This window comes from Virgibacillus flavescens, assembly GCF_050574275.1.
GTDB classification, from domain to species: Bacteria; Bacillota; Bacilli; order Bacillales; family Amphibacillaceae; genus Virgibacillus_F; species Virgibacillus_F flavescens.
The window spans coordinates 160,243-183,683 of record NZ_CP192260.1 but is presented as its reverse complement, the minus strand read 5'-3'; the positions used below and the strand labels follow the sequence as shown (position 1 = coordinate 183,683).

Here is a 23,441-nt window from a genome sequence, read left to right as displayed (position 1 = left end):
GAAACTTGTTAAGTAGGGGGTGGTGGTAATAGAAGAATTGTTATCAAATCAGTGGACTGTCGGAATTACGGTAGGGGTAATAAGTGGTTTGATTCTATTTCCTGTAACTAAGTTTATTAATACGAAATTAAGTAAAAAAGATTATTATAAAAATGTGAATTTTGCGAACGATGAGGTGAAAAATTATTTAATTAACTCAGTTTCAGAAGGTCATCATCCTCAAGTAAATCTCATTAATACATTGCGGATGTCAATTTCAAGGAAATATAATGTGGAAGAGTCTGATTTACTTTCATTAAATGAAATATTAGAGGATCTTATTAGAATAATTTTTAACACAAATTTCATTTCAATTGATAAAAAAATTAAAAGTTCAGATATTTTGCTGGAAATGATGAAAGATGAGAAACTCGGAATAGAAACAGAAATAGAAAAAGAGAAATCGTACAATATTAGATCCGGATTTGTTGTCACTATGGTATCAACGGTAGGAATACTGATGCTATCTATGGCTGTGTCAATCATATTAAGTAAGGAACCCAGTGCTAATATAGACATTGAACCGAATAAAATGTTCCAATTAACAATGGTGACATTTAGTTCATTTACATTAGTAGTTGCTGTAATTACATTAGTTAGGAGACTACTGTCTTCTAAAAAATTAGAGCAGGAAATAAAATCTCAGATTTATGATTTACGAAAGTAATAAATAAATTAGAAAGAGTTTAAGACGTCTCGCCTTGCTGTCATTTTTATATAAGAAATTAGAACTTATTATTCTTGGCAGACAAATGGCAGAATATAAGCAAAGAATAGAAAATATAAAAAGGCGCCCACTTACCTAGTGAGTGCCTTTTTATTAGAAATTAGACAATGCTTCTTCGTTTAATAAGATACTTAGTATTTTAGTACTTGTATCTTGGTCTATATAAGCTACTGAGTAAATAACTAATAATGCCACAGCTAAACCAAGACAACCAGCTAAAAAGTTTTTAAGTTTGTTAATATCGGACTGCATCAAAACATTCACCTCCTTTTCTACTATATTCGATGTGAATATGTAAAATCCTGTTATTTTTACAGGATAATTGTATTATTTGTCGAAATGGTGAAGTAGGAGGTGAATAAAATGAGTGAAATAACTAATTATATAAATAAACTTGAAGGTAAGGGAAAAAGGCATGTACTGCTAATAATTACTCCAAAAGGAGAGTATCCAAATCAATTTTCTAGAAGAGAGTTCCAAAATCTTGAGAATGCCATACTAGAAAAACCAAAATCATATATCAGTTTATTTGAGGACGATGAAAATGAAATTATGGAATACGCCGCATTTCGTTTATTTTTAAAGCCTGTTATATGTGATAACTATCGACTCCATGACAAAAGCACAATAAAATTAAAAAGATTGAACGAGGAGGAGATTAAAAGCTTTACTATCACAAAGCACTTTTATGAAACTGTTCCTTATGGGAAGAAAAAGGAACAAGAAGCTATAAATGATGGGATTAAAAAAGCTGAACAGTTTAAAAAAGACTTTCCTATAGATAACTATGAGTTTGCTTCAGTTAAGTTAGATAAAAATAGTGATGAAGCCAATATATTTATTGATTTAAATCTCAAGAGTAATAAGAATGATAAAGATATTTATTTTGATTTCATTTATGTACATTAAATAAAATGTACTAACCAAAGACATCTCAAAACGAGGTGTCTTTTTTAATGGAGTTGAACCTATGGATCTCCAGAGAATAAAAGAACTAATCCGAGAAGATAACCTGGTTAAGTTCTATCAATTTATGGGAAAGATGGTATCATAATCCAAGCACTTGAAAGAGATAACTATGAATGCCAGGAATGCAAACGCCAAGGCAAGGTTGGACCAGCGCAGAATGTCCATCACATCAAAGAAGTGAAAGAGTTTCCAGAGTTAGCACTTGTACTTGAGAATACCGAGAGTGTATGTATTAAGTGTCATAACAAAGAGCACAAGCGCTTGGAGAAATACATTCGAAAGAATAAGAAGAAAGTATTTGATGATGAGAGGTGGTGATCTAATGGATCATATTAATAGATTGGCAGAGAAAAGACTAAAGCATTTGGATGACCGTTTTTGGAGAGTGAAAGAGGAATGTGAATCATTTCGTAAAGGTTTAGTTGACACAAGAAAGCTTATTAGAAAGAAATGAATTACGGAAATTCTTAAATAAATCCCCCCCCTCAAAAACTTTTGCTGATTTTTGTGGACCCGTGAAACGAGGAAGGGATGAGTGGCGAAAGGTATCAAAAATCACAAGAAGAATGCAAATTAGATGTATTTATATTACCTTTATAAAGCTAGGAGTAATAAATGATTAAAGGCTAATAGTAATTAAAGTAACAAGAGTAATACAGTTTGAACTATATGTTTTTAACAAAATTTATGTAGTCAGTTTAAAAATACATAGGAATATTATTTTTTAATACGTATTACTTTTATTACCGTTTACGTGTAACCTTGCGACGGAAGAGTTATTACGGTAATCAGCTATATATTAACTTATCATTTGTATTACTTTGTGATTTGTTTGCGCAACTTGTGGAGGCTTGGTTGATGTATTTGTTATCCCGAAGGATTATACAATGTTCTTGGGTTTGTCAAATAAAGTTTCAACCGATAAACTTTATTCGAAATATCGCTTATGCAAAAAATTGTTGTCGTTTGAAATGACAACAGTATTTTTACATAAAAAATCGTCCTATATAGTTAGAAGTAGTTATAGTTCCTGGCAGAAAAGGTTGCTTACAATTTCAGAAATAATATTAACGCCATTTTTTTGGTTTTTGTAGTATCTGACAATCTATTTTTTTAACTTTGATGTAAAATAAAAAAGAGTATAATTTTTGGTAAAGGTGCTGAAACAATGGATTATATTAAATTATTGTATACCAATGACAAAGTTGGCTTTAATGAATATTTGATGAACCATGATATCAACGAAGAGATTAATGGGCAAAGTTTATTATATTGGGCTACCCATATGAATAATTTTATTTCACCCAAAAGCTTGTTAATCAAGGTGCTAATGTAAATAAAAAGGATCACCTAAACCGAACACCCATCTTCATTGCTTGTTATTTGGTTTTTACGATATTACTAAACTTCTATTAGAAAATGGCGCGATTGTAGATGCCTGCTGTTTAGATATTGCGAAAAGGGGTTGGAATGAAAATTCCCAATCAGAGATTATTAAGTTGCTAAAAGCTTCTGGTTATATTGATTAATGTGGATGATTAAAAGTGGTTTAACATTTTTTTTTGATCACTTTGTTTACTTATTTGTTTTTTGAATTTTTCTTTTCGAATTCTTCTTCCATCTTCTTTTGGAATTTATCAACTTGTTCCAGCAGCTCTTTTGAAGAGGTCACCTCTATTTTTCGAGCTTTTCTTTTAGTAGGGAAAGGAATTACTACATTTTCCTTATCTCGTTTAGATAATTTTTTATTGGAATAGGCCATATTAAATCCTCCTAGTTCGTATGGATGTTTGTTATAATAAGTATACGAATATTCTATATCTATAATGTAATTGGGGGTGCAAATAATGCGTATGAAAAAGTTCAATCATCCAGATATCGTTAGAATTACTGAAGGCTCAAGGTCAATATCACTCTCCAAAAAAACAAGTGATAATTATTTAAGAGAGGTTACTAAAGAAAGCAGGGAGCTTCTTAAAAAGCTTGAAGCCTTACCAAAAATTCATCGGGAGTTATAACTTACAACATGAATTATTTATAGTTTCCATTTAGCTTTGGTATTTTCGATAGTTTCTTATGCAATGATTCACTGTCTTGCTGAGTCTTCTTTAAATAATCCTTATTTTCTTTGTCTTTGTATTTAAGTTTTTCTTTGAGCAGCTTTTCCGCAAAATGTATTATTCAATTCTTGAAGTGTTTTGAGGTATTGTTCAAGATGTTTTAAACCTTTTTCGTCACCTGTATGAATAGATTGCAAAGATGTTAATTCACATTCAATCTCTTTCGTGAATTTCTGTACTTTCTTTAATAATTCTTCTATAGACGTGATATGCCCCTTTCTAGTTCGATCAGCCTCATCAATTAGGTGCATTATTTTGTTTTCATAGTACCTAGTTTCGTTGGAATCATGTGCAGCTAACATTTTTTCCATATAATCTTCATACTGTGAGTCTTGTTCTGGAGTGAAACGACTTTGGTTATCTGATTCTAATTCCTTCAATAAAAGATGTATCTCATCACTATAAAATTTAACTTCTGAACGTGAAACAGCTCCTAATATTTTTTGTTGTAAATCGTTAAATTCCGCTTTCTGTTTATCATTCATTATGAGCATTTAAATCCCTCCTTTACCTCACATTTATACAATTGAGATGCTTGATAATACATTTAGAACTTGGGGTTACGCTTTATCTTATTGGGGAGCTTAGGTCTAGTATCACCTCTAATTTCTGCTAATTTTATTTGAAGCTCTTCTCTGTAGGATTGTACCCTTCTGTTTCTTCTATTGTTTATATCTTCTTGAGATAAAAAAGTAATAAATTTATCGGAATCTCTGTTTAAGTAACTTTGAAGTCCTGCATCAAAAATTTTAGTTAAAGCATCATATTCATCAACAAAATAATTTGTTTCCTTAATAAGCTTTCCTATTTGGTTTTGTAATTCATAGTCTAACGAAAATGCCTCGTTTAATTTCATGAAAATACTCCTCTCGTTAAAAGCACAACATAAAGCGCTTATCTGTATTTTTATATAGTAAATCTAATTTAACTTAAGTTCCTTTAATTACCTCAATGCTAGTCAATTAATTCTTTATTATTTGCTTCCCATATCATTCTAACGATATCTTCATTAGAAGCATGATAAGGTTGTATCTCTTTTAATGTATTATTATACTGTTCATTCGTTTGCTCATTAACTAATTCTTCTAGCAATTTATCTTTTCTGTTGAAAAACTGATTTTGAATATATTGAACGTAATCTAAATACAAGCTGGAGTTACCATAACCACTAAAAGCTGAATTCAATTCTTTTATAGGTGAAGGATCTATGAGATGAACAAAATTGGTAAAATCTATTCTAGGAATTTTGTATGAATCATTATATATATTATCAACTATAATTTTCGGCTCAATTTCTTTTATGATTTCTTTATTTATATATTGCTTCTTAAGGTTTATTTTAACTTTTTCGCAAAAAACTTCCCCTTTGTCAAAACCAATTGTATCTAATACTCTCGGTAACAACATATAAATATCTCTTTCATGTGTAATTCCAACTAGGAAGAAATGGTCACCTTTACTAGGTAGACGGTTTAAACGGTTAAAAGCTTCTTCATAGGATATAACATTTCCTTCATTCTTCATGTATTCAATAACCTCATAATTTTTTTCTATACGCTTTCTTTCTTCATATGCAACCGGATCTTTTCGCCGCTCACTTGCATCTATGCACCATCCTATTAATTGGCATAACTTATACAACAAAACAAAAGGGGAGAAGATAAGGTACAATGAAGCTTTTAGCATAAATTTCCCAAAAGGATTTTCAGAAATTGTAAACAAAGTAATATAAATTCCTGCTATGACAAGCCCAATAACTATAATTGCGAAATAAAATGCAAGGATGGCTATCAATATTTTAAATGTAGTTAAACCAGGAGCATCTTTAACTACAAGTCCTAAGTTATCAAATAAAGATACTATCCCTAAAAACTCAAATGTTGGTTGAATGAAATCATCCCACGTGGCAACTGAAAGTATTGCTATAGCAATACCCATTAAGCCCCATAGACCAGTTTGTTTACCTCTTGAGTATTGTAGAGCTGAATCCGCAAAATGTAACAAAGTATTCAAAGTTACCACTTCCTTTTATTTAGATAAAGCGCATGAGTGCTACAATAATAGCTGCTATAGTCACTAGAATAGATAAACCTGCAGCAATGTTATCAAGAAGTTTCCATTGCTTTTCCGATATATAATAAATTCTCACTAATATCACCTCGTTACGAAAAGTTTAACAAAGGCATTTCCCCTTTGCTTTACGCCATGATCCAAAATGTTTCGAATAGGTAGTAGAGAGGGGCAGGGTATGTTCACGGGCATATTCATCCCATTTATTCATACTGCTAAAATGTTCTCTGTTTTTTCTTGCAATTTGTATTAATTCTTCTTTTGTATAGTTATAGCGAAAAGGTTGTCCTGCTAATTCTTTTATTTCTTTCCAGCTTATATACTTTTTTAACGTGAGATAAGTAGGTAAGTTATATTCTTTTGCATGTTCATCCCAGGCTATTTTTGAATATAAGAATTCTTTGTTTGAAATAATAATATCCTTCAGTTGTTGGTGAGAATATTTTGACCTACGATAATTGGCTTTTATACCAATTCTATCTTTTGATAAAGACCATGAACCAAATTGATTTATATATTTAGTAGAGGATGGGAGCGAATGAGCCTGAGAGTAACTATTCCAATATTTTATTGTCGTAAAATAATCAACATTCTCCTCTGCAACTTTCATTAAATCATTTTCGCTATGCACCAATGAATAATTCATTTCTCCAAATTGTTTTTTTACCTCACCCCAACTCCCAAACGCTCTAATTAATGTTGCAGCACTTGGTAAACTATTTCGCTTAGCGTATTCATTCCAATAGCGAACAGTTGTGATATGTGATTGATGTTTGCTCAAAAGTTGTGTTAAATCTTTTTTCACGCCAAGTACACCGTCCTTAATAATTAGTTATTGAAATAGCTTTCTAATTTCTCCGTCTATCAATAATGTGTACCGACCCCATCCATTTTCATCAATAAACCAACACATGTTGGAGCTTAAGGCTTTTGCTTGATGATCGTGCAATGGAACTGGTGAACGATAAGGGATGTCAAACTCAATATCTTTCTTAGGAGTCTGTTTAATGATAAAGAATCTTTTTCTGTATTTGTTTACAATCCAACAACCAAATTTAGTATTTGGAGATACATACCAAAGTGCATCATCTCTTTTTGATTCGCAATCAGGCTGTACTGGGTAATTAATTTTTTTGTTGCTTATGTTGTTACCCAAATAAGATTCTGTGTCGTCATCCTCATTATTAGGTTCATCTAAACTAGTAGATTCAATAAAGTCATGACAAGTATGTACTATTATAGGGTCATCTACGTCTACATTTTTATAAATACCACATTCTTGCGTTGTTTCATCATAAAGTTCGCACCACGTTCTACAAGTGAGTAGTGTTGAGTTATAAGACATATATTTTCACCTCCTTAAAACTAACCCAAGTACATATATTTAGTATAATTTATTTCACTTTTGTTATCAAGTATAAATTTTATAATATTTAAAAAATAATTATTATAAGGGTTAGAATTGATATTAATTTAATTTTTCTAATTATTTTGAAGGGATATCTTGTATATTGTCGAATTAGAATAAAATAGATATTAATGTAATTTATTAGACTTGGTATTACTCAAGGGGGGGGAGAATAGCCTATAACCGTGTTAGAAGTTGAATAATGTTTTTGTTGAAAGGTGTAGAAGTTACCGTTAATTAAGGGTAAGAGCGAATACAATTAACGGATAGATAACCATCATCAAATATAAGAAAGTTAGGGTAATAGTTTAATTAAAAGCTAGGAAGAGTTGAAATGAAATTAACAAGGAGGAGAAAAATATGGATAAAGAGGTAAGACAGATACCTACTTTAAAAGCAGGCGAACTTTTTTCAGACAATCAAATTGATGTTCGAATAAAAGAGGTGAAATATTTAGATGGGGCATTTAGAGTATATTTATACGTACGAAATAAAGGAGAGGATCCATTTGAGAATCCTGGACAATTACAGTTTAAGTTAAAAGATTCAAAATATGAAAACGAGGTAAATCGACTAGGGTTTGGTCACCACTTTAATCGAAAAGGATACATTTATCAAGGAGAAGAGAGTGATGGTTTTTATGAATGGCAATTTGAAAGAGATATAGAAATTGAAGAAATAACTTTTGCTACAACAAAAAGTGGAGTAATGACAACAAAAGTGGCGAAATGGACATTTGGATAATCTAATAAGGTTAAGTGTACTGCATTCTACAACAAACTTTCTATACTATTATTCATGTATGACACTGTTTAAAATTATTATTGGAAAACGGTACAGCAATAACACAGATTTTGTTTGAAAGAGTGTAAGTCGCATGGAGTGGCTATTAATATCTATAGTTAAGTTCTCTAATTAATCTACTACTGAAAGGAAATAATTATATGTTTTCTGTTTATTAATTCTATTGATTTTGTAGTGTCCCATTTACTTGTCCCAAAACTAGGTTCTTAATTCATGGTTGATTTATGGATATGATTATTGCGGATGAATAGAGCCGCCGTTTGCGGACTGGAGAGCCAACAATAAAAATAAGACGACCTCTGGTATAATAAAAGTTGCATGCATGCGAGCATGACATTATTATACAACAGGTTTTTTTGTGATTAATTGAAGTAAGATGATTACAGCCATTGAAATGTACTACCTCTGACATAGTATTTACCACTGCAATCTTTGGTGATAAAAAATATATAACTATATTTTTTGGTAACTCTTCAATAAGATCAGTCTTTCGCAACCTTGTTAGATTTAACTCTTACATTACGTAGTAGACAATTACTGCGCAGTAAGTTATCTGTGGAATATCGGAAAAAACATGAAATGAAAGAAAAATCAAAATAAACTATATATGAATTATTGATATTGACACCGTGGGCAATAAAAGGGTACGTTTTAGATACAGGCCTTAATGGGTTACAAAAGGAGGATTCACTATGTTTGCCGGATTTAACTTGAAGGGGTTGGATAATACTTTTCTTTCGAGCTATAAAGGGTCGGGGGAAGCTGATTTTAACAAACAGAAGAATTACATCCAACGGAAACTGGATCGTTTCGTATTGGATGACGGGAGCCTCGATGGGTCGGCTCTGCAGAATGATTGGTTTCCTGATGTAGATGCGGACATCTTTCTTTCTCACTCCCATGGGGACAAAAAAATTACCATGGCATTTGCGGCCATGTTGAAAGAGGAATTCGGATTGAAAGCGTTTATCGACTCCTGTGTGTGGGGGTATGCAGATGATCTCCTGAAAAAGATCGATGACGAATTCTGCAAAAATAAAACAGACACAGGGGCTACGTACAACTACAATCTCAGGAATTATTCCACCAGCCATGTGCATATGATGCTGTCATCTGCTTTAACCAAAATGATGGATAAAACCGAGTGCCTCATCTTCGTCAATACTCCAAACTCCATCACGACCCGTGATGCCGTCGAGAAAAAAACGAAATCACCGTGGATATACAGTGAAATTGCGTCATCCCTAGTGTTACGAAAGAAGACGCCAGTGCGACATGAGGTTATCGAGAAGTCTTGGAAGTTTGAAGCAGCGCAAAAGAAGCTGGACATCGTTTATAACGTAGACCTCGATCATCTGACATCGCTCTCTACGGAGGATCTTAAAGTATGGCGTCATCTATTCAAGGATGAACACGTTGTCGGAGCGCAACCCCACCCACTTGATCTCCTTTACAGGTCTAAGAAATTGATAGAATTCCAGACTGTATTACAGGGATAACCATCACAGGAGGTGAATGTAAATGGAAGAAAAAATGAGGCATCTTGAAATGATTCAGAATGTAATATCCCGCATGGCATCAAATTCTTTCCTATTGAAAGGATGGACCGTGACGCTAGTGGTAGGTTTATTAGCTTTTGCGAACATTGAACAAATGGATTCGAAGTTTATGTTCCTTGCATTGATCCCATCCCTATTCTTTTGGGTATTGGACGGCTATTTTATCCACCAGGGACGGTTATATGTCAAATTGTACGAGTGTGTGACCACCCTCGATAACGATGTGATTGATTTTTCTTTGAATACTGACCCGTATAAAACAAAGGCTGGTACTCTGGCGGAGGCCATTTGTTCGAACACATTATTGATTTTTTACCTGCCGACCCTATCCGTTGTGGCCGCTGCCATTTGGTATTTCAAGTAAGCTGGTTCAGGCTCAATCGTTCCTATAAGAGAACCCGTCGAATTGTCGATGGGTTCTTTTCTTCACTTCACCTCAAGCAATCTTGTTGATCCATTCTCTCATTAGGATAGGAACTGGCAACGTTTCTTTTCTTTGTCTAAATTTTTAATGGTTTTCCGCTGCCATCTCCACCTCTTTAATTTTCTATACAATGCAGGTCTTGAAACGCTTGTTATTTCACAATTTTGATTTACGGTCATTTCTCCATCTACATAGAGTCTTAAGTTGTAATATATTCCCTAATTTTTTTTGTGGTATTTCTTTACTTTATGATGATAATTGTGCCATAGGTATTCAAAACCAGGTTGGTATGAAGGTTATCAAAAGTTTTCTTTTTTGCTGTAGTACCAAAACTTATTTCTCTAGGATTGCTTGAAAAAGTTAAAGTAGCGAGAAAAACATACCAAATTCCTTTGAATTAACATGATTATTTTAATAATTGTACCTTTTTGATAAAGGGGAAATAACTGAATATCAGCAATTGATATTTGGATATTGCCCTTCTTCAATTAAAGGAGTATTTTAGTTGAAGATGAACTTTATTTAAAACAGTATTTCTTGCTGCATAGTACAAGAATACTATTCAATAGAAAATGATATTCCACAGACGAGCTATTGTGGAACACCATAAGCTTATTCTTCGGTATAAATAAGGATGAATAGGCTTTTTCACTTCAAAAACTTTACTGAATATTTGTTGGTAAAATGTGTTGGTTGCAGTGGAAAATTTTGTGGCAACAGCTAGTAAAAAACTTGGCAGACATGGTACATTCTTGTGGCTGTAATCGGGTAAGATTCTGGAGTTGTATTTTGAAGAAGTCCGTCAATAACGAGCCGTTGGAATGTGCTATTCCAATGGCTCGTTATTATTTATCCTTTAAAAGCAAACGGTGGCTCTCTCTTCCGCACTTACTGGCTCTATTAGCCGCAAACGGTGGCTCAAAACTCCGCACAGTTGGCTCATTTTGTCCGCAATACTCAAACCACTTATTGTCTGAAATTATTAGAACTCTTTTCCAAAGTCGATCTTTACAATCATAGCCATTTCACACCCGTGTTACGATATATCAGACATTTGTTTGAAGGAGAGCCTGAGGCAAATGATTTGGGCTATTGTGAAATTTTAATAGGAAAGATGAGTAGAATTATTTTCACTTTGCAAAAAAATGATCACATCTACAAAAAGTTTTCATTCACATTTCCTTATATAATAGAAGAACAGAAGGATCGTGATAAGCTTACAAAATGGCTTATTAGGAATCATAACGAGACCGAAATTGATGGTCAATTAATTAGTTTATTAACAAACTTAGCAAATGAGAATTGGTTTGATGACAATATTGATACGTCCAACGAAGCTCTAGTATTTTATGAGCAAATTCTCTCTGCTATAAATGATCTAGGCTTGGAATTAGATACTGATAACATGGTTTGGCATGTGGTTAGAAAATTATTCTTATTTGAACCTGGCTATTTAAGATATGATTATGATAATTCATTTCGGATGAATCCTATTTCACATCCACTACACCATCTTGATATTTTCTTTTCTAATCATGCTACTTTTAAAGTAGGTATTAAGTCAGGAATGGTTGAAAGAAAAGAGTGGGAACCGACAGAGTTTGTTAATCTCCTAGATAGTGAAGCTCCTTGTTTTTATTTATTGAATGAAATCTTAGATGTATAGTAGAATTTTATACTTATAAATACATACTTAAATTAAACAAAAAGAAAAAGGGTGTCATGTACCATAAATGGGCAAGTGCTGTTCATGAGAGGTACATAGCACCTTTTTTTGATGTTTTTCTTAGTATTATAATTTAATTAAACACAAACGTGATATTTACGGTGCTCAATAGATGTCATTACTTGGTGTCATCTATGGATGGTTAGAAGAAAATCTTTGATTACAGCCAATGAAATGTACCATCCGTGACATAGTTTTACCACTGAATGACAGACCGTTACCACTTCATACTTTCTGGATAATAAAAATTAAGAAATCAAAAATTTAATTGTAAAAATTTAATTGATTTTCAATAAGAGCAGTTTTGTAATTTGGTCAGATTATGGAGAAACTCTTTATTACGTAGTAGACTTTGTAGCAAACGGGCCAAATTGTGGAAGTCTTGAATTTGAGATACGAGATAATAGATATCATATTGTCAATGTAAATTATTTTATAGCGATAGCTAAAATACCTCTTATCAGTCATAAAAGTTATAATTGCATAACATTACAAATACTGTAATAATTGGTGGAGGAAGAAAATTTATGAAGGATATTAGATTGTGAACCAATATCTATCATTTTGATTTAGGGTTATTCTTAACGAAGTAAGTAGTGTTAAGCTATCGGCAACATTTTCAAATAAAATTGTTTATTAGAGGGGTTTTTATGTACATACAAAGTTTAACTGTTGAGAATTTCCGTTCTTTTAGAAGTAGTATAACTCTTGAATTTAATGATGGTTTGAATGTAATGATTGGCCATAATAATGCAGGGAAGACCACTATAATTCGGGCTTTGGAAATTTTATTTAATTCAAAGAAGAACAAACAATTGAGTGTTGATGATTTTAACAAAAGAATAAGCATAGATGAACTTTATACTAAGCCTCCTACAATCACACTGCAAGCAGTGTTAAGAGAATCTCAAAATGAAGATAGCTATTCAGATGACCTTGTGACTGTTTCCTCTTGGTTAACAAGATTGGAGAGTCCTTATGAAGCTACAATCACTTATGAGTACTACCTACCAGATAAAGAATGGGATAATTATTATCAAGCTATAAAAGAAATAAATTCCAGTAATCCTAATGATTTTTGGAATGAGATAGAACATAATTTCTTGAGAAAATATAAGAGTAGATTATTAGTAGGTCACCCAAGTAATAAAACAGCAGTTGAACCTGAAGAAATCGATAAATTTGATTTTCAGTTCTTAACTGCAATTAGAGATGTTGAAAGAGATTTGTACACAGGTAGAAACGCACTTTTAAAAGAAGTGATCGACTTTTTCATAGATTATGACATTAAAGGTGATACTTCTATTGAGGATAAAGAAAAACTCTCAAAGATTAGAGAAAAGAAAATTCAGTTCTCAGATAATGCAAATGAGTTAATAAGGTCTCTCCATGATAGGATGGAGGAAGGAAAAGGGCATATGTTGCGCTATGTGCAAAATACAGGGGCAGGATTTGGTGAGATGACACCTGCATTTGATGGTTCAATAAATGATACAGAATTATATTCTGCTTTAAGGCTAATTGTACAAGATGAGACAGGAATAACTCTCCCAGCTGTCAATAATGGATTGGGTTACAATAATCTGATATATATTTCTTTATTATTAGCAAAAATGCAAAAAGATACTTCTGACGAATATTTAGGTTCAAATTCAAAGGTTTACTCGATACTAGCTATTGAAGAACCAGAAGCTCATTTACACCCTAATATGCAATATAAATTTTTAAAATTCCTTAAGGAGAATAGAGAAAGTGAAGTAAGGCAAATATTTATAACTTCTCATTCTCCTAACATCACTGCAGCAGTTGATTTGGATGACGTAATAGTTTTATATAAGGATATTAATAAAGAGATGAATGTTGCTTACCCAGGAAGGGTATTTGATGAAAGTGATATAGAAGACTTAAAATCTAAAAAATATGTTCAACGATTCTTAGATGTAACTAAAGCAGACATTTTCTTTGCACAAAATGTCATGTTAGTAGAAGGCTTAGCAGAACAATTGCTTGTGCCCGAATTTGCTAAAGCTTTAAACCCTGATAGCGATTTAGTTGAAAATCATACATCTGTAATAAATATCGGAGGAAGATATTTTGATCATTTTTTAAAACTATTTGACACGAATAAAAGTGACTACGCTATAAATAAAAAAGTTGTGTGTGTAACTGATTTGGACCCTGTAAGAAAGAGGAAAGACGGCGATGATTGGGAATCTTGCTTACCATTATTTCTTAACCTTAATGAAAGTGATTATGATTATAAGAATACGTCGAATGATTTAGTGGGTAAGCAAATATCTGAAAATATATACATCTCAACACAAAAAAGAAATGAGAGTTGCACGTTAGAATATGATATTGCATTACATAACCTTACAAACGAGACAATAGTAGTATCTTCTATGTCTAACAAAAAGGAAATTATTAGTTTAATGGAAGATTACAATGATGGAAAAGATTTCACTGATTTAGTTTCTATAATAAGGAAGAGCAAATATAAAGAGGAAGCAGAAACTGTAAAAATCAAAAATAAAAACGAAGATGGGTTCAAGAAACATCTAATAGCAGGAAGATATCTAAAATCAATTAATAAAGGCGAAGCAGCTCAAGAGTTAGCGCTAGCTATATCTGAGGATTTAGAGAAACAAAACTCTAATATAGAGTGTCCAGAATATCTTAAGAAGGCGATAACATGGCTAAAAAAGTAAGACTGAATTCCAGTGGGGATTTTATAAATATTGAACAACATTTTAAGTTAGTGGCAGGTCCAGGAGCAGGTAAAACACGTTTTTTGATTAACCATCTTTCTAGCGTCCGTTCAAACTCAAAAAGACTAGGCAAGAATAAAAAAATAGGTTGCATTACATATACAAACAGCGGGGTTAATACAATAATTGAAAGGCTCAATGATAGTAGCAATAATATAGAAGTTAGTACTATTCACAGTTTTTTATATAAACATGTCGTTAAACCTTATTTGTGGGTTCTAAAAGATTTGAATTTTCCTTTTGATAAGATGGATGGTCATGAGGAACCTAAACATGGTTTTACTTTTCTTACCGAGTTTAAATCAAAAACTAAGCAAGGGTACCTTACAGAAGAAAAAGAATTGGGCAAAGCTCTCAATAAAGTAAGATGGATGTTTAACGAGAATAAAGAACTACAGCCAGGTTTTTATAAAGTGCACCACAAAAAAGTAGGTAAGTATTTCTTAAAGGAAGAGTCATGTCTGCAGTATAAAGAACTTTGCTGGCAAAAGGGCATTATGAGTCATGACGACGTTTTGTATTTTGGATATCAATTATTGAAAGAAAACAAATCAATTAGAGAAGTCATTAGGGCTAAGTTTCCTTACATTTTTATAGATGAGTTTCAAGATACTAATCCTATACAGTCTGAGATACTAAAGATGCTAGGAGAAAAGGAAACCATAATAGGGGTTATCGGTGATCCAGCTCAATCTATATATTCTTTCCAAGGGGCTAGTATCGAATTTTTTAGTGAATTTACTTTGGAAGAAATGGTTACATACACTATTACTGATAATCGAAGAAGTTCAAATGAAATAATAGCCTTAGCCAATCATGTAAGGTCAGATACAGAGTTTGAACAATATAATCCAGATAACAAATCTAACGGCAAACTTAAAATATTAGTAGGAAATTCCTTAATGGCCTATTCTCAATATATGGAATCTTACAATAAAGATATCTCTGATTGGTGTGTTATCAGTTATAGAAATAAAGACGCGAAAAATGTAACTATGGATAGTAGTAAAGAGAAACAAGCAGTAGATTTGGATCTCTTTTATGAGGATAATGAAAGAGGTAGGATGATTTATTTTATTATAAGTGCACTAGAATACGGAGTGCAAATGCAAGTTAAAGAAGCACTGAAATTGTTAAAAAAAGCTTACAGAAAAGTAGAAGCCTATGATGAAAGGGAAGCAATTTCAGATTTAAAATGGTTGCTTGATAATTACTCTGATATATATGAAGCATCTTTAAAGGAGTTTTATAATCAATATATTTACGGAAGGCATGGTGTGAAACAAAAAGTACAAAGAGGTAAATATAAGGAGATATACGAACGTGCTACGTTTAAAGAATTCTCATATATGATTAACATTATAGATGATGTAAGTCGTTATAAAACAATTCATAAAGTTAAAGGAGAAGAATATAACGATGTTTTTCTTGTATTGACTAATGAAAAGGAGTTAGATTTTATCACTAGTCCTGATATAAAAAAGGAAGATAATAGAGTTTATTATGTTGCTATCACACGTACAATGATGAATCTATTCATAAATGTACCTTCACTCGTCAAAGAAAAGGAACAACAATTAGAGGCGCTTGGTTTTAGCGTTGTAAGAGTTGAATAGATATTTTTCATAACGTTACAAAAAGCGGTAATGCTTCTTTTATAGGTGCTGGATCAGCAGAGTTAAATATGAAATCCTATTGAAAAAGGAGATTATGATCGATGCGTATGGATAATCAATGGTCCATATCCTTTTAGCTATTTTGGAAGTGAACCTTATCAACTTTTAAGTACGTGGCATCAAGTGGTAAATCTTGAGGCAATTGCTTGTAAATAACGACAGACGTTCTTCATTCTGATGAATGTAATCATGTTTGAATAGTCTTGAATCTAAAAGAGCGACTCCTATTTTGGAGTCGCTCTTACGTTCAATTTTTGTGCTTTTGATTTTGCATATATAGTTGAAAGTTGTACAACTGTTATTTTAGTTATATCATTTACAGTTAGACCGTTGGATTCTCTATCTTGAAAGAGTGTTAAAGAATGTTTAACGTCTTTGTCAGCCTTCCCTTTACGCCCTAGATGCTTACCTAGTTTTCTTGCCCTTTCGCGGCCTTCAGTCGTCCTCTCGTTAATTATATCACGTTCAAATTCAGCTATTGCACCTAACATAGTGAACATTAGCTTTCCAGCTGGTGTCGCAAAATCAATCCGTTCTTTTATGAATACCAACCCTATTCCTTTTTCGGTAAGCTCTTTAGCTATTTTGTGTAAATCAAAATTGGACCGCGCAAGTCTATCTATTTTATATACCACTAACTTGTCACCTTCCCGTAGATAGTCCAAGGCTTTATGTAATTCTTCTCTATTGCTTTTGGCCCGCCCCACTTTCTTTTTCCTTGAAAATCTTATCACATCCGTATTCATCTAGCCTGTCAGTCAGTCCCTCCAAATCTTGTCCAAGGGTACTTACCCTTGCATATCCAATAATCGCCATTATATAATCTTCCCCTGTCTAAAAGTCTATAGTCTTATATACAATCAATTTTAGACTAACTTCTAGTCGGATGAAAGGATAAAATATCGTTCTAATAAGGTTGTTTTTTAACCTGTCTAGAACTTGTAACTTTTGGACAAATGTTTTACAATATTGAGCTGTTAAAGGACTAACTAGAAGAAAATAAAACCTCACCAAAACTGGTAAGGTTTTTTAGTTTACTCTATATCATCTAAAGGTTGCTTCATCAATTCCTCCTGGAACTCCCTTTCCCATTCTTGGTCGTTATCATGCTCGCGTACAGAAATTGCATCACCTAAGTAAATATAATCCTCATACCCTAACCATTCTTGTGCATCCTTTCCAACCTCTTTCCTTTTCTTCAAAACCACTCGCTTTATCTCCGTGTAAATATCCTCTCATTATATCAGCTGTCAATTGCTTCAATTCTGCAGAATCACAATATATTTTAAGTGAATAACTCTGTCTATCTTTTTCCTTATGCGTATAATAACGACCTAATCCAACTATTAATGTAATTATTACTATACAAACAACTAATACCAACTCATCCCTCCTAATCATCTAACATATCTTTTTAAGTCATACCTTTAATTATATAAATTCTATATAAGAAAGTAATAACCTTCTAGTTCAAAAAAAATTCTTATTAACACGTAATATAGTAAATAACTACCTACTTTGATATAGTAATTGTAAATAGTAAAATATTTTTCAAGTTATCATTATGTGCGTAGGAAAATATAAAATGGCAAAATTAACGCAACAATAGTTTGAGTTGCACTTATGTTCTTTAGCTAATAAACTGAGATGTTCAATCGATTCAACTGAATTTCAGAACTAATTCTTTGGCTACTATTTTTAAATTTGTTGAAATATGTTTGTTAAAATATGTGCGATTAAATTTCAAAGTATCTTATAAATAACAATATATAAATAAAGAAAGGTGAAAAAAATGGGTACAACACCGTATAAAAGCTTTGTAGAACTGATTCAAGAAATTGATAAGGTAGAACGGGAACAAAGAGATCGAGGCACACTTTTTGAATTGTTAACTTCCACTTATTTAACACACGAACCCATGTATATGCGTTTATTTGATGCTGTATGGCCTCTAGATGAAGTGCCAGAAGAATATAATATACCAAAACATGATACAGGTGTTGATTTGGTTGCCAGAAAACGGGATACAGGCGATTTAGTAGCTGTTCAATGTAAATTTTATTCCAAAGATACCATTATCCAGAAAAGACATATTGATTCATTTTTAAATGAAATTGGAAAAAGTTACTACACAGAAGGATTAGTTGTAGCGACAACAGATAGATGGAGTAAAAATGCAGATGAGGCTTTGAATAATCGTAACAAAACAATTATTCGTATTTCTTTATCGGATTTGGCTGACAGTCGTATAGATTGGGCTCGATATTCTTTCCATAAACCCAAGGAAGTCTTATTACAAGATAAGAAAACACCGAGACCACATCAAAAACCAGCTATCGAAGCTGTTATAGAAGGCTTCAAATACGCTGACCGAGGAAAGCTTATTATGGCTCCAGGTACAGGGAAAACATTTACTTCAATGGCAATAGCTGAAGAGATGGCAAAAGAAAAAAGTGGTATCTTTAAGGTTTTATATCTTGTACCTAGTATTCAGTTATTATCTCAGACTTTACGAAGTTGGAATGCAGATATTGATTTCAATATGGAATCTATAGCAGTTTGTTCAGATCGTAAAGTGACAAAAGAAAAAAGTGATCCAGAAATAGAGGACATTTCGACTGCTGATATAGGTTACCCTGCAACAACGAACACTGAGAAATTATTAGAATATCAAGACTTAATCGAAAAAATAACCAAGCCTACTGAGTTTATCACTGTATTTTCAACGTATCAGTCCATAGATGTCATTATTGAAGCACAGCAGAATGGCTTTTATGAGTTTGATTTAATCGTTTGTGATGAAGCGCATCGGACAACAGGTACAAAAGAGATGAATAAAGAAGCGTCAGCTTTCACTAAAGTACACAACAATGAGAATGTTAAAGCAAAGAAACGTCTTTACCAAACAGCAACACCTCGTATATATGGAGAGGATGCTAAGAAAAAGGCAGCAGAGATGTCTGTTTTAATTTCTGACATGAACGATCCAGATACATACGGGGAAGAACTTTATCGTATTGGTTTTGGAGATGCTATTAGAAATGATATCCTAACCGATTATAAAGTAATGGTTCTTGCTGTTGATGAAGAGGTAATTGCTCGCCGTTTCCAACAAATGCTGGCTAGTGAAGCGGAATTAGAGTTCGATGATGTTACCAAAATCATTGGTTGTTGGAATGGATTAGTAAAAAGAAATGGAAATACGAATCAAACGTTAGGCGCTCCGATGAAGCGCGCCATTGCTTTTACAGGGACAATTAAGGATTCAAAATTAATTACAGATATGTTTTCTAGAGTGGTTGAAGAATATATTCAAAAAAGTGATGATTATTCCAATCCGTTTGCTATTGAAACCCAACATGCGGATGGAGCAATGAATGCGGTGGAAAAAAATGCAAAGATTAATTGGTTGAAAAGCGAAGTGCCAGACCACACTTGCCGTGTATTATCTAACGCTCGATTTTTAACAGAAGGTGTAGATGTACCAGATTTAGATGCAATTATGTTTTTAAAACCTCGTAAATCAAAAATTGATATCGCGCAAGCCGTTGGGCGCGTCATGAGAAAAGCAGAAGGAAAAGAATATGGTTATATTATTTTGCCAATTGGAGTACCAGCAGGTGTAGATGCTAATACAGCACTTGACAACAATGAGAAATATCGTGTTGTATGGGAAGTTTTGAATGCTTTACGTTCGCTAGATGAGCGATTTGATGCAACCATAAACAAATTGGAACTGAATAAAAAGAAACCAAATCAAGTGCAAATTATTGGTGTAGGCGATGCTCCAGATGGTGGTTTAGAAACACCAATAGGTGGTTCAGAGCAGATGGAATTAAACTTGTCAGAAGAAGAATTAACTGATTTAGAAAGAGCAATATATGGAAAAATTGTTAAAAAAGTTGGTGATGTACGCTATTGGGAGCAATGGTCAGAAGATGTAGCGGAGATAGCTCGCAAGCATATCATGAGGATTAATGTCATGTTAGAAGATGAAAATAGTGACACTTATAAAGAGTTTAGAAAATTTGTCACAAGTTTACGCCATAACATTAATACTGCTATTACTGATCAACAAGCAATTTAAATGTTATCCCAACATTTAATCACAAAGCCTATTTTTGAAGCCCTATTTGATTCTTATAGCTTTGTAAACAACAATCCAGTGTCACAATCAATGGAAGCAATTTTAAACATATTGGATAAACAAGGTCTCATGAAAGAACAAGAAAAATTAGAAGACTTCTACGAAAGTGTTAGAATTAGAGCGGAAGGCATTGATAACTTACAAGCTAAACAAAAAATTATAATTCAGTTATATGATAAATTTTTTAAGGTAGGTTTTAAGGAAACAACAGAGCGATTAGGGATTGTTTTTACCCCAGTCGAAGTAGTTGATTTTATTATCCATTCTGTTGATGATGTGTTGAAAAAACATTTTGGAAAATCATTAGCAAGTGAGGGTGTTCACGTACTCGATCCATTTGTTGGAACTGGCACTTTTGTAACTCGCCTACTTCAATCTGAGATTATTGCGAAAGAAGATTTGTTGCGTAAATATAAAAACGAAATTCATGCTAACGAGATTATATTGTTGAGTTATTATATTGCTGCGATTAATATCGAAGAAACATTCCATAATCTTACTCAAAATGATTATATCCCATTTGAGGGTATTGTTTTGACAGATACATTCGAAAGTACAGAACGAAAAGATACTTTCATGGATGAGTTGTTCAATGAAAACAACTCGAGGATTCAGAAGCAGCAGGAAAAACCAATTTTTGCGATTATTGGAAATCCACCATATAGTGCAAGGCAAACTAATGATAATGACAATAACCAAAACACTAGGTATCCTTTTATTGATGAGCGAATAAAGAATACTTATGTAAAGCACTCGAGTGTTACAAACAAAAATACTTTATACGATCCTCTTGTAAGAGCCTTTCGGTGGGCGACAGATAGATTAGGCGATCAAGGCGTAATAGGTTTTGTTACTAATGGATCTTTTATTGACTCAGCGACAGCATCAGGTATAAGAAAAAGCTTTTATGAGGATTTTAACTATTTGTACATCTTTAACCTTAGAGGGGATCAGCGTACTCAGGGAGAGCAATCTCGTCGTGAAGGTGGGAAAATATTTGGGTCGGGTAGTCGTAATTCAATTGCCATAATAATAATGGTAAAAGACGGTTCTGAAAATCATGATATTTTCTACCATGATATTGGAGATTACCTGACTCGAGAACAAAAACTTCAAATAGTCGAGAATTTATCATCCATTAACTCAATGGACTGGGAAAAAATAGAACCTGATAAAAATCATGATTGGATATATCAAAAGAGCGAACAATTTCAAAACTTCCCATCATTAGATTCGGATTTGTTCAAAATAAAATCATTAGGGGTTAGTACAAATAGGGATTCTTGGGTGTACGGTTTTTCAAAAGAAAAAGTTGAGAAAAATACAAATCAAATGGTTTATAACGTGAATTCAGAGATTGAACGGTTGAAGAATATAGTGGATAAACAAGATAGGATATCCAAACTGAATGCTAACCCTAAATTTGTTAGTTGGAGTAGAGGGCTTAAGCAAGTATTCTCTAGAGGGGAAAAGATTGTCTTAAATCCAAAGGAACTTAACATTCATATGTATAGACCATTTACTAAAAGATGGTTGTATTATGACAGAAGTGTAATTGAGATGAGTCGTAAATGGAAAGATACTTTTGGTGACAGCAATAAGGTTATCCTAGTTCCTAATAACGGTTCTAAAAGGAATTTTGCATGTCTAATGGTTGATACAATTCCTGATTTAAACCTTTTTTATGGGGGGGCGCAAGGGTTTTCACTCTATACTAAACAATCAATCTCTAACTTGTTTGAAGAAGCGGATACTAATATATACTCTAGTATAGCTCAAAAATTTTCTTTATCTGAAGATGAATTATTTTATTACACATATGCCGTTATGCATTCAAGTGACTATCGTAAGAGCTTTGAGAATGATTTAAAGAAGCAATTTCCACGTATTCCAGTATTAAAAGAGAAAGAAAAGTATGTTGAAGTTGGTCGTAAATTAGCTGAATTACATTTAAACTATGAATCGATATCACCTTATAATGAGGTTGAAGTGGAATATTTAACAAACAATCCTTCATTTAAGGTGAAGAAAATGAAATTTCCGAAGAAAAATGAGTTTTCTACCATTATAATTAACAGCGATGTAAAAGTTCATAATATACCTAAAAGGGCGTACCAATATAATTTAAATGGTCGTTCTGCAATTGAATGGATTATTGATCAGTATCAGGTCAAAACAGATAAAAAGTCTGGCATAATTGATGATCCAAATGATTACTCTGATGATGAAAAGTATATCTTTAATTTACTTCTTCGGATTATTAACGTATCTGTTGAAACTGTGGACCTAATAAATAGTTTGCCACCATTAGAAATCGAAGAGAAAATGTAACAGAAAATTATTATACCCTTTGTTTAGACAAGGTTAAGGATGACTGTGTCTAGCAAAGGGTTTTTTGTGGCAACAGTATGGCAACAATTAGTGTAAAACAAGACTATTTTAAAAATCGCTGTTCAGAAAATAGAACAACCGCGAACCTGTATAAGTTAGGGATTTAAGGTTATTATCGGTAGCATAAGTATGTGTCAAACCAAGCAATTCTCGTCCTTGACAGAGTAGAGCTGAAATAAGACTCTTATTAAAGGGATTTTGTTGTCAACTCGTTGACCAATTCGAACATATCAATCAAAAGGACAACCGACTTCATCAATGTATATCCTTTATGGGTGTTGTTAAATCAAGGTTTATAGTAGTTAATCCTAACTGATAATAGCTGAATGATTGTAGAATATCCCATTGTCATCTATTAATTATTGTGATCCAACAATTGTAGCATCATATTTGTTTATGCTTCGTGTTACATGTTGGCCCTTAATGATGGGCGTAATAAAGAGAAAGTTTAACATTATCCTCACTTAAATGGTTATATAAGAAGTTTAAAAAAGATGGTAAAAGACTATTACTTAGATGAGATAGTCCCAACCCTTTTTAGATATGAGTTTTTAAAATAGTATCAATATAACATTAAAAAGCGCATTAAAATACTTTTAAAGTGTATTTTGAT

20 protein-coding genes and 3 pseudogenes are annotated in these 23,441 nt (G+C 32.7%); 13 read left to right on the top strand and 10 right to left on the bottom strand.

The annotated features are described in order from the left end of the window. Nucleotides 1-22: 22 nt before the first annotated feature. Nucleotides 23-706 (top strand): hypothetical protein, encoded by a 684-nt coding sequence (locus VBD025_RS00870; protein WP_430788398.1) that lies wholly within the window; start codon nucleotides 23-25, stop codon nucleotides 704-706. 153 nt (nucleotides 707-859) lie between these two features. Here VBD025_RS00870 and VBD025_RS00865 read toward each other — a convergent pair whose 3' ends face one another. After that, nucleotides 860-1,021 (bottom strand): hypothetical protein, encoded by a 162-nt coding sequence (locus VBD025_RS00865; protein ID WP_430788397.1) that lies wholly within the window; start codon nucleotides 1,019-1,021, stop codon nucleotides 860-862. Nucleotides 1,022-1,129: 108 nt separating this feature from the next. Here VBD025_RS00865 and VBD025_RS00860 point away from each other — a divergent pair, with 108 nt between their 5' ends. The 3 genes from VBD025_RS00860 (at nucleotide 1,130) to VBD025_RS00850 (ending at nucleotide 2,189) form a co-directional block, all read left to right on the top strand. Further along, nucleotides 1,130-1,675: a hypothetical protein gene (locus tag VBD025_RS00860; RefSeq protein ID WP_430788395.1), complete on the top strand. Its 546-nt coding sequence runs from the start codon at nucleotides 1,130-1,132 to the stop codon at nucleotides 1,673-1,675. 120 nt (nucleotides 1,676-1,795) lie between these two features. After that, nucleotides 1,796-2,053: an HNH endonuclease signature motif containing protein gene (locus VBD025_RS00855; protein ID WP_430791214.1), complete on the top strand. Its 258-nt coding sequence runs from the start codon at nucleotides 1,796-1,798 to the stop codon at nucleotides 2,051-2,053. Between the two features lie 4 nt (nucleotides 2,054-2,057). After that, the gene (locus tag VBD025_RS00850; protein ID WP_430788393.1) at nucleotides 2,058-2,189 is read left to right on the top strand and encodes a hypothetical protein; all 132 of its coding nucleotides are present in this window, start codon (nucleotides 2,058-2,060) and stop codon (nucleotides 2,187-2,189) included. Between the two features lie 1,125 nt (nucleotides 2,190-3,314). Here VBD025_RS00850 and VBD025_RS00845 read toward each other — a convergent pair. Beyond that, nucleotides 3,315-3,497, bottom strand: coding sequence for a hypothetical protein (locus VBD025_RS00845; protein ID WP_430788391.1), 183 nt, complete (start codon nucleotides 3,495-3,497; stop codon nucleotides 3,315-3,317). Between the two features lie 85 nt (nucleotides 3,498-3,582). Between VBD025_RS00845 and VBD025_RS00840 the strand changes: the two genes are divergently transcribed. After that, a complete protein-coding gene (locus VBD025_RS00840) occupies nucleotides 3,583-3,753 on the top strand; it encodes a hypothetical protein (RefSeq protein ID WP_430788389.1) in 171 nt (56 codons plus the stop codon). A gap of 122 nt (nucleotides 3,754-3,875) precedes the next feature. On the opposite strand, the gene VBD025_RS00835 is transcribed toward VBD025_RS00840, so the two are convergent. The 5 genes from VBD025_RS00835 to VBD025_RS00815 all read right to left on the bottom strand — a co-directional run bounded on the left by VBD025_RS00835 (nucleotide 3,876) and on the right by VBD025_RS00815 (nucleotide 7,270). Beyond that, nucleotides 3,876-4,349 (bottom strand): hypothetical protein, encoded by a 474-nt coding sequence (locus tag VBD025_RS00835; protein ID WP_430788387.1) that lies wholly within the window; start codon nucleotides 4,347-4,349, stop codon nucleotides 3,876-3,878. A 53-nt stretch (nucleotides 4,350-4,402) separates the two neighbouring features. Further along, a complete protein-coding gene (locus VBD025_RS00830) occupies nucleotides 4,403-4,711 on the bottom strand; it encodes a hypothetical protein (protein ID WP_430788385.1) in 309 nt (102 codons plus the stop codon). A 98-nt stretch (nucleotides 4,712-4,809) separates the two neighbouring features. After that, entirely contained in the window at nucleotides 4,810-5,868 is a 1,059-nt protein-coding gene (locus tag VBD025_RS00825) for a hypothetical protein (RefSeq protein ID WP_430788383.1), read from the bottom strand. A gap of 160 nt (nucleotides 5,869-6,028) precedes the next feature. Then, a complete protein-coding gene (locus VBD025_RS00820) occupies nucleotides 6,029-6,730 on the bottom strand; it encodes a hypothetical protein (protein WP_430788381.1) in 702 nt (233 codons plus the stop codon). A 27-nt stretch (nucleotides 6,731-6,757) separates the two neighbouring features. Then, nucleotides 6,758-7,270, bottom strand: coding sequence for a hypothetical protein (locus VBD025_RS00815; RefSeq protein WP_430788379.1), 513 nt, complete (start codon nucleotides 7,268-7,270; stop codon nucleotides 6,758-6,760). 423 nt (nucleotides 7,271-7,693) lie between these two features. Here VBD025_RS00815 and VBD025_RS00810 point away from each other — a divergent pair, with 423 nt between their 5' ends. The 3 genes from VBD025_RS00810 to VBD025_RS00800 all read left to right on the top strand — a co-directional run bounded on the left by VBD025_RS00810 (nucleotide 7,694) and on the right by VBD025_RS00800 (nucleotide 10,060). Then, nucleotides 7,694-8,077 carry a hypothetical protein gene (locus VBD025_RS00810; RefSeq protein WP_430788374.1) on the top strand — a complete coding sequence of 128 codons (384 nt, stop codon included), beginning with the start codon at nucleotides 7,694-7,696 and terminating at the stop codon, nucleotides 8,075-8,077. Between the two features lie 752 nt (nucleotides 8,078-8,829). Continuing rightward, the gene (locus VBD025_RS00805; RefSeq protein ID WP_430788373.1) at nucleotides 8,830-9,636 is read left to right on the top strand and encodes a hypothetical protein; all 807 of its coding nucleotides are present in this window, start codon (nucleotides 8,830-8,832) and stop codon (nucleotides 9,634-9,636) included. A gap of 22 nt (nucleotides 9,637-9,658) precedes the next feature. Beyond that, complete coding sequence (locus VBD025_RS00800; RefSeq protein ID WP_430788371.1) at nucleotides 9,659-10,060, top strand: hypothetical protein; 402 nt, start codon at nucleotides 9,659-9,661, stop codon at nucleotides 10,058-10,060. Nucleotides 10,061-10,236: 176 nt separating this feature from the next. On the opposite strand, the pseudogene VBD025_RS00795 reads toward VBD025_RS00800, so the two are convergent. Continuing rightward, nucleotides 10,237-10,368, bottom strand: a pseudogene (locus VBD025_RS00795) (helix-turn-helix domain-containing protein); the annotation flags it as partial. Between the two features lie 806 nt (nucleotides 10,369-11,174). On the opposite strand from VBD025_RS00795, the gene VBD025_RS00790 reads away from it, so the two are divergent. The 3 genes from VBD025_RS00790 (at nucleotide 11,175) to VBD025_RS00780 (ending at nucleotide 16,230) form a co-directional block, all read left to right on the top strand. Beyond that, nucleotides 11,175-11,786 (top strand): hypothetical protein, encoded by a 612-nt coding sequence (locus tag VBD025_RS00790; protein WP_430788369.1) that lies wholly within the window; start codon nucleotides 11,175-11,177, stop codon nucleotides 11,784-11,786. 710 nt (nucleotides 11,787-12,496) lie between these two features. Further along, entirely contained in the window at nucleotides 12,497-14,554 is a 2,058-nt protein-coding gene (locus VBD025_RS00785; RefSeq protein WP_430788367.1) for an ATP-dependent nuclease, read from the top strand. Next, nucleotides 14,539-16,230 (top strand): UvrD-helicase domain-containing protein, encoded by a 1,692-nt coding sequence (locus VBD025_RS00780; RefSeq protein WP_430788365.1) that lies wholly within the window; start codon nucleotides 14,539-14,541, stop codon nucleotides 16,228-16,230. Before VBD025_RS00785 ends, VBD025_RS00780 begins: the two co-directional genes overlap by 16 nt. A 284-nt stretch (nucleotides 16,231-16,514) precedes the next feature. Here VBD025_RS00780 and VBD025_RS00775 read toward each other — a convergent pair. Then, a pseudogene (locus VBD025_RS00775) lies at nucleotides 16,515-17,106 on the bottom strand (recombinase family protein). A 218-nt stretch (nucleotides 17,107-17,324) separates the two neighbouring features. Beyond that, entirely contained in the window at nucleotides 17,325-17,498 is a 174-nt protein-coding gene (locus VBD025_RS00770) for a hypothetical protein (protein ID WP_430788363.1), read from the bottom strand. 584 nt (nucleotides 17,499-18,082) lie between these two features. Between VBD025_RS00770 and VBD025_RS00765 the strand changes: the two are divergent. Together VBD025_RS00765 and VBD025_RS00760 are read left to right on the top strand one after the other, a co-directional pair. After that, nucleotides 18,083-21,373 (top strand): annotated as a pseudogene (locus VBD025_RS00765) (DEAD/DEAH box helicase family protein); the annotation flags it as partial. A 99-nt stretch (nucleotides 21,374-21,472) separates the two neighbouring features. Beyond that, on the top strand, nucleotides 21,473-22,768 hold the full coding sequence (locus VBD025_RS00760) for a type ISP restriction/modification enzyme (protein ID WP_430791212.1): 1,296 nt from the start codon (nucleotides 21,473-21,475) through the stop codon (nucleotides 22,766-22,768). Nucleotides 22,769-23,441: the final 673 nt, after the last annotated feature.